Source organism: Prevotella multiformis (assembly GCF_018127985.1).
Taxonomy (GTDB): domain Bacteria; phylum Bacteroidota; class Bacteroidia; order Bacteroidales; family Bacteroidaceae; genus Prevotella; species Prevotella multiformis.
Genome location: NZ_CP072358.1, coordinates 229304 through 242794, shown reverse-complemented (window position 1 = coordinate 242794; position 13491 = coordinate 229304). Strand labels below are relative to the sequence as shown.

The window sequence follows — 13491 nt, the reverse complement described above, 5'->3', positions numbered from 1 at the left end:
TTTTACATTTCCGGGTAACTGATGCGTTTGCTTTCACCAGCAAAGCATTTAGCAAGTGAGGCTGTAGTCTGTTGTACTGCAATCATTAATGGACTACGCTTGCCATTTATAACTACATCTAATATCGGAATACTGAGTAGTTGCATTTTTATCTCTCGTGTAATATCAGATATTTCTGTATAATTATGAATAATATCTAAAACTAATTGATCTACATAAGGGCGATAAGGTTCCATAATGTCATCAGCAAGGCAATAGGCGTTATACCTGTTATGATGATGGATACCTAAAGTAGGTAGTAATCCACTTCCTACCAATGCTCGGGCTATTATGGCTCGAAGTATAGCATAGCCATAGTTTAAGAGATTATTGGGAGGAATTCCTTCCCGGTCTCTTACAAAGTTTGGATATTCTGTAAAGAGATTCTTCCAATAGTAGGCGGCTGCTCTTGCTTCAAGATTGTCAGGGTCTCCACTGCGTACGTCATTAGACCATACACGCATACAGTTGGTTTCTTTATCAGTGTTTATGCGCAATGTATGTTCTTGATTGAGAATCTTTTGTTTTATAGTCTGTTGCCAGAGTTGTTTTCGTAAAGGTAGAGAAGCCTCTAACTGTGAGCGAAAGCGTTCGTTTTGTATGGTGTTCCCACTTAGAGGAAGAAGTAGCCCTATGGGCATGCTTTTTGGGTTACAAGTGATAACGGCACTGTTGTTCTCAAGCAAAGCCTCCATTACTCCAGAGGTTATAGTAATACGCCTGTTGTCGAGAATTACCACCCCGATATCTTCTATCGGGATGGTACGTTCTGCTTCTTTTTTCATAGCTTCAGGCAATGTTTTATTACTTTCTACTTCAGGTAAATGCAGAACTAATTGTGCATTTCGCAAACTTAAGTAGATTGGATTGCTGAAGCATAGGGTTTTCTTTATCATAAGCAAAAGGATTTTACTTTATAATCTTAAGAATGTTGCCTAACCGGTCTACTTCAAGTTTCCAACAGACAGCTTTTGTTATTTCGTCTGTTAACGCTCGTTCCATTTTGTTCATTGCTTCAAACTCAACTTTATTATATATTACATTTGAAACAGTATAAGGAAGAAAATGGCATCTATTACCAGTCGAGCTAACCATCTTGTAAATTCGCTTTTTGTCCAGTTTGCATTCATTTGATAACTTTTCTTCTTCTGTCGGCACATATACCAAATCATTAGGTGAAAGATAAAATTTCAATGAAATCCCCTTTTCGTTCTTGTCTGGCACAGGTGATAGACCTTGCTTCAATCGTTCTGCAACCTCATTTAATGGAATGGTGTTGTAAGATCGATTACCGTCTTTGTCTTCATAGATTGCAAAGTAAAGATTCGTTCCTTTTTGAGCCTCAACGAACTTCTTTGTTTTGTTACCAGTTTCTCCCACTTGGTATTTTGCCCCCTTAGGTTCTGAAACTCTTACTTTCAGAATAGGTTGATGTTGCTTACCATTGTTATAATCAATGATATGCTTATTCATTTCTGCTATTCCTTCTGGAGTAAAAGCTATGTTGGGCTCATTACCTTTTGAGGCGAGGTAGTTGCGAAGAATCTTTTGTATTCCCGTATCTGTAATGGTATCTATACGTTTGGTATCAAATGAAATGTCGATAGCTTTGCGAGTTGCAACCATCGGCTCTTTCTCGTCACTGAAAATCCAAATATCAACCTTGTCGATATATCTCATATTTAATCGATAATTGATACTTTTGAAGTGTGCTAGCATTTGTTTCGTATTGAACTTTTTCGCTACTAAATCATTAATATAGTCACGTAATGCCTTGTCGCAGATAGCAGGAATATTCTCAAGTGCATCTTTCAGTTTAACAGTAACTTTGCGTCGGAGGTTGACTTGCCCAAACACAGTCTCTTTGTGCATAGGTTTTCTAATAGCCCACATATCTTGCCCTTTCTGTTCTGCCATTCCTTTCTTGCCACTCTCATCATATTTTTCATAATAGTTTGTAGCCTTGTTGATAACACGGACATAATTCTTAAAACTAACTACTACATCCTCAAGAGCAGTGCGAGCATCCTGAGTGAAGGTTTCCCAAGGTTTACGTATAATACGATTCTTGTCGCAAAGTTTCTTTCGTAAGTCCTCCCTCTGCTCTTGACTTTTAGCAGACTCGTTGTTGAGATAATTGATAATATTACGTGATGCACAGGCTATAACGAGTGCGTCCATAGCATGATGGCGATGGTCTATACGTTTCTTGCTGAAGCCTCTCTGGAGTTCTAAGGGTACCGATGTCTGGAAAACCTGTTTTCCTTCTTTGTTCTCCCAGCGTCCAAAGGCTTCTGTCTGGGTGAGTTTATTGAGGCGTTCAAAACGAGGGTAAACAATGCTGTTCCATACATCATTCAGTCCCCAATCCTGTTTCAGACGGTCTGTTATGCCACCAGAACATGAAACTACAAACTTAGAGTTAGCTTCTTGCTCATCTTCTTCACGTACGATATTAGAAAGGATTGCCATCACTTTCTTGCTGATATATCGACTATCATTCATCTGACGATTGAGGAATTCCTGCGGTATGTCTTCCAACAAAAGTTTCTCCTTTTTACGTCTATTGTTGGCATAATGCTCTGTTACGAAGTTATAATATTCCTTTGCATCAAGTATCTTTACGTCACCTATAGTCGTACAATGCACAATCTCGCCACTATGTTTCTTGATGAATTCATAGCCTAACATATTACTCTTGAGTTGATTTACCTCGGCCTCACAGATAACCTTATTTGTGAATGAATCATCAAAATAACGGCTCTGTGGGATAATATGTTCTATCTGATAAGCAGATGTGAATAGTTTTGATAGAGAGATGGCTTTACCTGTATAAGGTGAACAATACTTCTGCTCCAGCCAAAGTCTATATTTAAGTAATTCTTTGGCAGAAGGTTGTGCCATTTGTGAGATCTTAGATATTTCTGGATATTGGGCATCCTCTTTCGTTAATTCCTGCAAGGCTCCCTCCTCATATATTCTTAGGATTTCCTGTTGCATTGGTGAATAGGGGCGTACATTCTCGATTTCTTTTGCATTCTTCAGTTCCATCAAGAGACTCTTGATACGCAGGTTGGTATTCTCATTTTGCAAAATACTTTTAGACATACGTGCACGCTGGTCAGCAGTACTCTTCATACTCCTGCCTAACTCTACATGAATCTCATCAATATGTCCTGCTTCTTTCCATATATCATGAACTGTTCTGAGGGTCTCAAGGATACACTGCTCGACGATAGGATTACGAAGTGAATGTTGCTTGAAGCCATTGATATATGCCATCAGGTTTTCTGGCCTTGTCCACCGTTGTATATCTGTAGCTTCAGAGTGTCTGCCATATACAACATAACATGCTAACCATTCAGGAAGCCCCTGGAAGTCGGATAATTGACAGAAAGTGCGACCCATCCGTTCTTTTATCTTCTCATCAATTTCCCCTTTTATGATGCTTTGAATCCTATTTCTTGTTTGTTCACAAATATCAGTCTCATTCCACAGGCTCCCCATCCGCATTACAGCCAACAGCTTCTTTACGGCTTTCTCGGAATAAGCACCATAGTCTTTCTTAAATGGCTTTACTTTTAAGAAAGCGTTTACAAAGTCATCATTATCTTTAAGTTTTCTCAAAGCTCCTTCTGCTTCTTCCTTGGACTCTACGGAATAGAGAAGATGCCAAAGCCGGTAGAATCGTTCTTTATCATCTAACCAACTATGGTCTATGCCTGCCTTGTCTAATGCTGCAAGCAGTTCGTGACGTGTTTCGTTACAAGGATACTTCTTTTCTTTGTCTTCAATATAGTTCCAACGAATAGGAAATTCCTTTTCCATACCCATTTTGACTTTCTTCTGTTTGAAGAAGTCTTTTAATAGGGTCTCTTGATTAATGTCTTTTCTGTCGTTGAGATATGTAAACAGCTTGGTGTAGTCTTCCATAGAAGACAAATACTCAGAGGTGACTTCTTTATCATCTGTCCTGTCAAAAAGACGAAGGTTGATGATAAATTGCCATAAGCGGAACTCCTGATAATAAGGATTTGATTTTGCGATACATTTGATACCTTGTCGCTTGATTTCTCCTGTCTCCTTTATAGTATATTCATAATACTCGTATGGGCAGTCTGCTATCAGAGACTTCTTGCTCTTTAGAGGTCTTTGGTAGAAAATCAAGTCTGTAATCAAAAGATAGGTCATATCCTTTTTCATCAAACTGTCTTGATGGGGCTTGTTGCTTTGATATAGTTCTTTGATACAGTCAATTAGCGTGTTTTTATCTTTTAGCTCCTTATGATGTTTTGTTTGTTCGAGCAGGATAGCTTCCAGTTCTTTCTTGTAGTACTTTCTTTCAATAGTACGGATAAAGTTACCTCTGATTTTGTCAGTAGGTTCCGAGAGTATATGGTCGTAGATAAAAGCTCCAACAGTCTTGCCTGAATCCTCTAAGAGACTTTCTGTTCGTTTCTTACGCAGTCCCCAGTCATCTTCACTTGGTGCTCGGAACGAACGTTTGACTTCTCCGTTTTTATCCTTTTTGATGGTAACTCCATCTTTTTCATATTCTGTGGTTACAATAAACTGTCTGGTTTTCCCAACCCAGTCATGCAGTTCTACCTTGCTCTGTCGACGATATATCCAGCCGTTCTCTAATGTAACATTATACCACGTGTTACCACCTTTTCCTTCCTCGGTAGCCTCCACGCTGACAACCTTCAGTTCATGATATTCCTCACGTTTAGCAGGATTCTCTTCGTCTTCCTCTCCACGCAACTGGTAGTAGCCGCGTTTTTGGTTGAAATTGAGCAGTATCCAAGCTAATTCTTCTTTTCTGATAGCTTGTGTAAGTGCCTTCTTACGCAGATAATAAAGTGTCCAGTCCAATGGAATCTTTTTCCCGTCAGCAACCAGTCCAGGTTGAGATTCAGCAAAGTCAGCCATCATCTCATGGAAAGAATCCATAAAGAGGAAACGCATAGAGCCATCCTCCTGTTTCTCCCAAGCCAACTTAGGCTCTCCATGATTAAGAAACTTGCCATACGTTGTGGCTTCTTCTCGATTCCATCCAATGGCATTTTCATAGTGTGGAGGAAGAAACTTCATCACATGTAACACTCTGTGTAAGCGTTCGCGTCTTTGCAGTGCACGTTCTCTGATTCTTCTTACACCTCGGAATCCTGTCCGTGCAGCTGTCGGAGAATCTGTCACTCCCTTGTCAAAATTGCCAAGTGTGTCCTGACTCATTGGGATGATACGACTACCAAGTTTAATGTCACGCACGTAGTTTCCGTCGTTGTCAACGCAGACTTTAGCCCAACCAATACTATTGGTTCCCAAGTCTAATCCAAGAATTGTTTTCATTTTTTTCTTGTTTTGTTTGGTTCTTAGTTATTTTCTTTCTATCTTTGCAGTAGATTTTTTCAAGCAAGTCACAATAAGGATTATTCCGTTGTGAAAACAAACAGAGCGGGGCAACTCGCTCTTTTTTGTTTTATAGTGACAAAGATACTATTAATCTTTTTAATCACCAAAGTATATTGTCAATATTTCCTAAAGACTAAGAAAGAAATATAACAATTACCTGTCAAGCGTCTGTTAGCAATGTCCTTCTCGATATAAGTAAGCCGTTGTTACTCCTTACAACTTGCATTTCTGTGTTTCCATGCTACTACATTCTTCCTACCCGCACACTGATGTGCGAAATATCCTTACAGAGACAAGTGCGTGGTTAGTATGGAAATATGAATAAAGTACATTTATTTACCTCAATTCCGCAGCGTTTTTCCTTGTGAGGTGATTTTATATGTTGAGATGTCTTTTGGGGCTCTATATGTTGTTATGAGGATTTTCGGGGCTTCTTGGGTCTTGTCCAGGCATGAAATCCCCCACCCAAATCAATGGGGAATATGAGAACCACAAAGAAATGCTGCCTATTCAAGGAATACTTCAGAGTAGTATGCTTTGTTTGTATACAGGTTCAGAACGTTCCGCCTTCCTGTTCTCACCCATTTTGCCGGCACGCTGACAAAATGCAGGATAAAGGCTTTCAGCCTGCTTGTCTTTTTCAACGGCTTGACCTTTTCGCTGATATGGCGGACGAGATAGAGATAGAAGTTTTCAGCATGGCGGTAACCATCATGAAAACCATGTTCTCAGCCATGAGGGAAAAAGGCAGATGTGCCAGTTGTTCACATTGGTGTTTCCGTCACGGTTCTCACCTCCGACTATGATGCCCCCGATGGAAGCCCAGCCCGGAAAAAAGCCATGGTCCTGCCTGTAGGAATACTTTGCATCGAACTTGTGGGCAGGAACAAACTGGTGGTCAAAGTCCAGGTCAACATGGCTGCCCGTCTTTATAGGGTTCTCCCGTTAAATGCGTAGATTGGAAAAATAACAAAGGCTTATACGCTTGTATGGTATGACTATCCAAAAATAGACGGTCTCACAAAGGAGGATAAAGCACAAAATAAAAATGCAGAAAAGGCAAACAGATACCATGTCTTTCCGTCTTCTACAAACAACTTATTCCCATATCAATCAATGTTTGTAAACTATTTTCATGCAGCTCAAAACCAATACATGGTCTCTTGGCTTTGAAAAGACGCCCAATTGACTTGCAATAGATGTCCTTTTGAGGTCCAACTAACGCCCTTTTGAAGTCCAATTAAGCACCTTTTCTTGCATGACCTTATAACCAATTGATTTACTGCTGGTTGCAGACTTGCTTTTTACACGTGTTTTTGCCTTTATCTGTAGGCATTTTATCTAAAATTATGTCATGATTTTTCAAGCTGGTATCTGCCTTTTCAAAGTATTGACATGAAAAGGTTTTCTGCGTCGGAGGATGATAACAAAGTAGGTAGCCAAGACAGTCTTGGCTGTCTTTTTGTATAATGCATAACTTCGGTTCTTCCGTTAAAGCTATACGAAAAACATCCACGCATTTAATGGTCCTGTACGCGCATTGATGTCCTCAAGACAATCCCCACCACAAAGGTAGCTGAAGAAGCGAGAGCCCAGGATGCTTCCATGGCTGAATGCCTTGCTGCTGCATCCGCATCTGCCCAACACGGATTCAGTATTTTTTTTCAAAGCCCAACTTTGAAAAAACGTCCATAATGTGATAAATTCCTCCGAAAGAAGTGATATTCTCGTTTTTAATTGCTACCTTTGTCATGTCAGATTTTTGCTTACTTGTTATGTTTGTTGCACTAAGATAGGTGAAAATTCTGACATATCCAAGTGTTTTGAGGACTTTGTTTCTCAGGCACTTGGATTTCTCACAAGAAATTGTACTGCGGAAATAAGGCTTAGTTTGGATGCAACTAATCATCAATAGCATTCAAACCCAATGAATTTATTTTACATAAACCACACTGTGCTTTCCTTTTTCAGACAGTACACGATGAAGATAGATGCTGTTATGAATATTGTATTCAAGACGAAGGTCATTTCAGAAACAGTGGTATCAAGGTAGAATACGCCACGTTGTCACGTTTAGCTGTCTGTTGATTCCTAAGCAATGGTACAAAAAAGTAGGAAGAAAACCTGATAGTCTTCTTCCTACTCTTATTCTATAATCCTCTACTTGGATTTCTTATTTGCTTTTCAATTCAGCAAGACTTGCTTTCAAAGTAGCAATCTTCTCCTCAGAGTCGCTCTGCTTCTTACGCTCACGCTCGATAACAGCTGCAGGGGCATTTGCCACGAAGTTCTCGTTTGAAAGTTTCTTCTTGATACCTGCGAGGAAGCCTTCAAGGTGCTTGAGTTCCTTCTCTTGCTTCTCAATCTCAGCCGTAACATCAATCAAATCGCCCACTGGAACAGCGAAACTGTCGGTACCTACCATGAAGCCTGATGCGTCACCGCTCTTCTCTGTTACCACTTCAATAGTCTTCAAGTTAGCCATCTTGATGATAACACTGTTATAAGCCTCGTAGTTGTTCTGACCGATTACGTTCAAGTCGAGTTCAACCTTTGGAGCAATGTTCTTCTGGTTGCGTACGGTTCTTACGCCGCTGACAATCGCCTTAACCTGCTCAATTGCTTCGATAAGACTCAACTCATCCTTGCTTGGAGCATCGACCTTGAGTTCATCACGCATAATACTCTCGCTGTCCTTACGGTCGTAGATGTGCTGCCACAACTCCTCTGTAATGAAAGGCATGAATGGGTGGAGCATTTTCAACAGTGCGTTGAAGAACTTCAGCGTTGCTTCGTAAGTCTGCTTATCGATTGGCTTGCCGTATTCAGGCTTAATCATCTCCAAGTACCAACTTGAGAACTCGTCCCAGAAGAGGCGGTAAACTGTCATCAAAGCCTCTGATATACGATAGCTCTTGAACTGCTCGTTCATCTCCGCATTCACTTCCTTCAACTTAGCATCGAACCATTCAACAGCAATCTTACTTGCCAATGGCTGTTCAGCATCAGTTGTATCCCAACCCTGAACGAGACGGAAAGCATTCCAAATCTTATTGTTGAAGTTACGTCCCTGCTCGCAAAGTGTCTCGTCGAAGAGGATGTCATTACCTGCAGGTGCAGAGAGCATCATACCCATACGAACACCGTCAGCACCATACTTTTCGATGAGCATGATCGGGTCTGGTGAGTTACCAAGACTCTTACTCATCTTACGTCCGAGTTTATCACGTACAATACCTGTGAAGTAGACATGCTTGAATGGGAACTTGCCACGATACTCATAGCCTGCCATAATCATACGTGCTACCCAGAAGAAGATAATATCTGGACCTGTAACGAGGTCGCTGGTAGGGTAGTAGTAGTTAATCTCTTCGTTGTCAGGGTTGTTGATACCATCGAACACAGAGATAGGCCACAACCAACTTGAGAACCAAGTGTCCATACAGTCGCTCTCCTGCTCAAGGTCGGCAGCTGTAACAGAAGGATTGATTTCCTGTGCCAACTTCAATGCTTCCTCAGTAGTTTCTGCTACAACGGTAGCATTCTTACCTTCAGCATCCTTGAAGTAATAAGCAGGAAAACGATGACCCCACCACAACTGACGGCTGATACACCAGTCTTTGATGTTCTCTAACCAGTGACGGTAAGTATTCTTATATTTCTTTGGATAGAACTCAATATCATCATCCATTACAGGAGAAAGAGCGATATCAGCAAAGTGCTGCATCCTGAGGAACCACTGCGTGGAGAGCTTCGGTTCGATCGGCACGTTCGTACGCTCGGAGAATCCCACCTTGTTGTCATAGTCCTCAACCTTCTCCATCAAGCCCGCAGCTTCCAAGTCCTTTGAAATCTGCTTACGTACATCCATACGGTCCTGCCCCACATAGAGGCCCGCCGCCTCAGAGATTGTTCCGTTATCATTGAAGATGTCGATGGTTTCCAGTCCATGCTTCAAACCGAGTGCGTGGTCATTGACGTCGTGAGCAGGTGTTACCTTCAAACAGCCTGTGCCGAACTGAATGTCAACGTATGAGTCCTCAATAACTGGAATCACACGGTTTACTAATGGAACTACGACACGAAGACCTTTCAGCCATGTATTCTTAACATCCTCTGGATTGATACACATAGCCGAGTCACCCATAATAGTTTCTGGACGAGTCGTAGCAACAACAGCATAGTAACCCTTCTCATCCTTGTGCATTACGTTGCCTTCATCCTTACGTTCAACCTTTGTCTGGTCTTCTTCTGCAACATAATATTTAAGGTGATAGAGCTTAGAATGTTCATCCTTATAGATTACCTCCTCATCGGAGAGGGCTGTCTGTGCCTGCGGATCCCAGTTGACCATACGCACGCCACGGTAGATGTAACCTTTATTATACAGGTCGCAGAACACCTTGATGACACTCCGGCTGCGAGTCTCGTCCATGGTGAAAGCCGTACGGTCCCAGTCGCAGGAACACCCCAGGCGGCGCAGCTGTTTGAGGATAATGCCACCGTGCTCGCGTGTCCAGTCCCATGCGTGCTCAAGGAACTGCTCACGGGTGAGGTCGGTCTTCTTGATGCCTTCCTGTGCCAGTCTGTTCACGACCTTCGCCTCAGTCGCAATGCTGGCGTGGTCAGTGCCCGGCACCCAGCAGGCATTCTTGCCCTCCATGCGGGCACGCCTGACCAAGATGTCCTGAATCGTATTGTTCAGCATATGTCCCATGTGGAGCACCCCTGTAACGTTGGGCGGCGGAATCACCACGGTATAAGGCTCACGGCCATCAGGCTTAGAACTGAAAAGCTTGTTGTCCAGCCAGTACTGGTACCATTTCGATTCCACAATCTGTGGATCATACTTACTTGCTAAATCCATTTGTTTCGTATATTATTATTTCTTTATTATCTTTAAAATAACGCTGCAAAAGTACAAAAAATCCACCTAAAAAGCGTATCTTTGCAACAATAATAGTACCCGGATGAGTACTTTAACGTATATCTTCAACATTAAACATCAAGACATTGCATACAAAAGAAGAGAAACTCGAAGCCTTTGCCCGGCTTCTGGATATTCAGGAGCGTTTGCGTAAAGAGTGCCCTTGGGACAGGAAACAGACCAATGAAAGCCTGCGTCCCAATACGATAGAGGAGACTTTCGAGCTGGCAGACGCCCTCATGAAGAACGACTCCAAGAACATCTGCAAGGAACTGGGGGATGTCATGGAACACGTCATTTTCTATTCCATGCTCGGCGAAGAAAAGGAAGACTTCGATGTGGCTGATGTCTGCAATGCGCAGTCAGACAAACTCATGTTCCGCCACGACTTCATCGACTGGACAGGATGGAGCGTGACACATCCGGATATGACCGTCAATGCTTCCGGACAGGTTGTCTACAAAGACGAACTTGAAAAGGAAGCTGCCGACAGCCAGCAGGCGACTCCCGACACGGCTTCGCAGGTGGAATCGACATGGGAACAACGCAAGCAGCGCGAACGTGACGGCAACACCTCCGTACTCTCCGGCGTACCCGATTCGCTGCCCAGCCTTATCAAGGCCTACCGCATCCAGGACAAGGCACGCAACGTAGGCTTCGACTGGAAGGAGAAAGAGCAGGTGTGGGAGAAAGTCTATGAGGAGCTGGACGAACTGAAGGCTGAATTGAAGAAAGACGACAGACAACATTCAACCGAGGAACTGGGCGACTTCCTTTTCTCGGTCATCAATGCGGCACGTCTCTATCATCTCAACCCGGACAATGCACTGGAACATACGAACCAGAAGTTTATCAGACGGTTCAGTTACATCGAAGAGAAAGCCAAGGAAAAAGGTGTCACTATCAAAGACCTGACGCTTGCGGAGATGGACCGGCTGTGGGAAGAAGCCAAGACGGCTGACCGCTGATGTCCATCGCCAATTTTAAAGATATAAATCAGACTTCAAAGAATATGAGAAAGGCTTTTTATTTTATCGTTTCACTGCTGGTCCTTGCTTCAGCAATCTCCTGCAAGGACAGCAAGCCCAAGGCCGTGATGACACAGGCAAACGGGCAGACCGACACGCTTGCGACCGGTGACAGCACCGTTTATGGAACGATGGTGGACGGCGGGATGAATTCCATCGTTCTGCTAACCGACAACGGAGACACCATTGTGTATCTCACCAATCCTAATGATACTGTCGACGTTGTCAAGGGCGGAAAGCTCGACGGCGACCGCTTCGCCATTATCGGGTACACGGAATACGGCGACCGCTTCATGCGTTCGGCCATCAACCTCACCTCGCTGTTGGGCAACTGGATCAGCCTTGACCGTAACTTTGAAATCAAAGAAGATGGTACCGTCACATCCAGTCTGCAGTCGGAAAAGAATCCTTGGACATCGTGGAAGATATGGAACGGGAAACTGATCCTGTCCAAGGATACCTTCGAGGTAGACAATCTCGGTGCAGACTCTCTGGCATTGGAAAACAAAAACGGTATTTTCGTATTTACCAGAGGAAAGTAAATCGAATGGTGTGAGGTCGGGAGCTTATCTGCAAGAGAGGATGTCCTCGTCTGGACGACAGACCGACCGTGTACGACCGGATGGGGGTATCTTTCCTTACTGTCTCACCTGCCAGCATCCCTGACATACACTTCTATTCAAAGCATCTTATGGAACCATTCACCGTAAGGATCCTTGGCTGTGGCAGCGCCCTGCCGACCTTGCAGCATTTCCCCTCTTCGCAGGTTGTAGAACTTAGGGAGAAGCAGTTCTTGATCGACTGCGGGGAAGGAACGCAGATCCAGCTCCGCCGACTGCACATACGTTTCTCGAGGATTATAGCCGTATTCATCAGCCACCTGCACGGTGACCACTGCTTCGGTCTGCCGGGCATGCTGTCCACGTTCGGCATGACGGGGCGTACCGCTCCTTTGCATCTCTATGCGCCTGCTGCCTTTGAGCCGGTTCTCCGTCAGATGCTTGACTTTTTCTGTCAGAATTTAGGTTTTGAAGTCGTCTACCATCCCGTTGATACCACCTTGCAAAAGGTGGTCTATGAAGACAGGAGTCTGACCGTGGAGACGGTTCCTTTGCAGCATCGCATAGAATGTTGCGGTTACCTGTTCCGGGAGAAACCGACACTTCCGCATATCCGTCGTGACATGCTCGACTTTTATCATATCCCCGTCAGTCAGATCAACAACATCAAAGCCGGTGCAGACTGGACGACACCGGAGGGGTTCCTTGTTCCTAACAGCCGGCTGACATACCCTTCCAATCCCCCCCGCAGCTATGCTTATTGCTCGGACACCCGATATTTCAAGACGCTTTGCAAACTGGTCAAAGGGGTCAACACCCTCTATCATGAAAGCACCTACACGACCGAAGATGTCAAACGCGCCCGTCTCTATTGGCACAGCACATCGCATCAGGCAGCACAGGTAGCCCGTGATGCAGGTGTGGGAAAACTGCTCTTAGGGCATTATTCCGCCCGCTATGGGAATGAGGAGAAGCTGCTGGAGGAAGCCAAAGAAGTATTTCCAAATACTTTCTTGACACAGGAAGGGAAGACCTTCGAAATCTGAATAAATCTGTTCCTTTACGGCAGGCATAAGTCTCACCAGACAATTTTACATAATGTGCTGTTGACAAACCGTGTTAAGGGCTAACACCAGTCGTGTTAAAGGCTCGCACGTTTGTCATCTGCCACCCGGATGAAAACAACTGGTAGCAAACACAGATATGATTTTGAAAAACCATTACATGATTTCAAACAAAATCACCTGCAAATATGAAATACACGTGCAAAAAGCAAGTTTGCAACCAGCAGCCAGTCAATCAGTTATCAAGCCGTTCAAAAAAGGTGCTTGATTGGACTTCAAAAGGGCGTTGGTAACACGCTGAAAGAGCACCTGTTGCAAGTCAATCAGGCATCTTTTAGAAGCCAGAAGAGCATGTGTTGCTTTGAACTGCATGAAAACAGTTTACAAACACCGATGATATGAGAATAATTTGTCTGTAGAAGACGGAAAGACGTGCTGATGGACAGGCATCATATCAA

Annotated in this window: 6 protein-coding genes and 2 pseudogenes; 3 read left to right on the top strand and 5 right to left on the bottom strand. The window is 43.5% G+C overall.

Features of this window, described 5'->3' with window-relative positions; genetic code table 11:
• Window positions 1-2: 2 nt before the first annotated feature.
• The 5 genes and pseudogenes from cas1 to J4864_RS07330 form a co-directional block, all read right to left on the bottom strand.
• Entirely contained in the window at window positions 3-935 is a 933-nt protein-coding gene (gene cas1 / locus J4864_RS07340) for a type II CRISPR-associated endonuclease Cas1 (protein WP_211815146.1), read from the bottom strand.
• A gap of 13 nt (window positions 936-948) precedes the next feature.
• Complete coding sequence (gene cas9, locus J4864_RS07335) at window positions 949-5391, bottom strand: type II CRISPR RNA-guided endonuclease Cas9 (RefSeq protein ID WP_211815145.1); 4443 nt, start codon at window positions 5389-5391, stop codon at window positions 949-951.
• An 828-nt stretch (window positions 5392-6219) separates the two neighbouring features.
• A pseudogene (locus J4864_RS12005) lies at window positions 6220-6366 on the bottom strand (IS1380 family transposase); the annotation flags it as partial.
• Window positions 6367-6981: 615 nt separating this feature from the next.
• Window positions 6982-7207 (bottom strand): annotated as a pseudogene (locus J4864_RS11925) (IS1380 family transposase); the annotation flags it as partial.
• Window positions 7208-7627: 420 nt separating this feature from the next.
• A complete protein-coding gene (locus J4864_RS07330; protein WP_211815144.1) occupies window positions 7628-10321 on the bottom strand; it encodes a valine--tRNA ligase in 2694 nt (897 codons plus the stop codon).
• A gap of 146 nt (window positions 10322-10467) precedes the next feature.
• Between J4864_RS07330 and mazG the strand changes: the two genes are divergently transcribed.
• The 3 genes from mazG (at window position 10468) to J4864_RS07315 (ending at window position 13015) form a co-directional block, all read left to right on the top strand.
• Window positions 10468-11349, top strand: a complete 882-nt coding sequence (gene mazG, locus J4864_RS07325) for a nucleoside triphosphate pyrophosphohydrolase (RefSeq protein ID WP_036854291.1) — start codon at window positions 10468-10470, stop codon at window positions 11347-11349.
• A 44-nt stretch (window positions 11350-11393) separates the two neighbouring features.
• Window positions 11394-11951, top strand: a complete 558-nt coding sequence (locus J4864_RS07320; RefSeq protein WP_211815143.1) for a lipocalin-like domain-containing protein — start codon at window positions 11394-11396, stop codon at window positions 11949-11951.
• 149 nt (window positions 11952-12100) lie between these two features.
• Window positions 12101-13015, top strand: coding sequence for a ribonuclease Z (locus J4864_RS07315; protein ID WP_211815142.1), 915 nt, complete (start codon window positions 12101-12103; stop codon window positions 13013-13015).
• Window positions 13016-13491: the final 476 nt, after the last annotated feature.

Excerpts from the sequence above, each read along its gene's own strand:
- cas1 (WP_211815146.1), bottom strand. The coding sequence starts at position 935 with ATGATAAAGAAAACCCTATGCTTCAGCAATCCAATCTACTTAAGTTTG.
- cas9 (WP_211815145.1), bottom strand. The coding sequence starts at position 5,391 with ATGAAAACAATTCTTGGATTAGACTTGGGAACCAATAGTATTGGTTGG.
- J4864_RS07330 (WP_211815144.1), bottom strand. The coding sequence starts at position 10,321 with ATGGATTTAGCAAGTAAGTATGATCCACAGATTGTGGAATCGAAATGG.
- J4864_RS07320 (WP_211815143.1), top strand. The coding sequence starts at position 11,394 with ATGAGAAAGGCTTTTTATTTTATCGTTTCACTGCTGGTCCTTGCTTCA.
- J4864_RS07315 (WP_211815142.1), top strand. The coding sequence starts at position 12,101 with ATGGAACCATTCACCGTAAGGATCCTTGGCTGTGGCAGCGCCCTGCCG.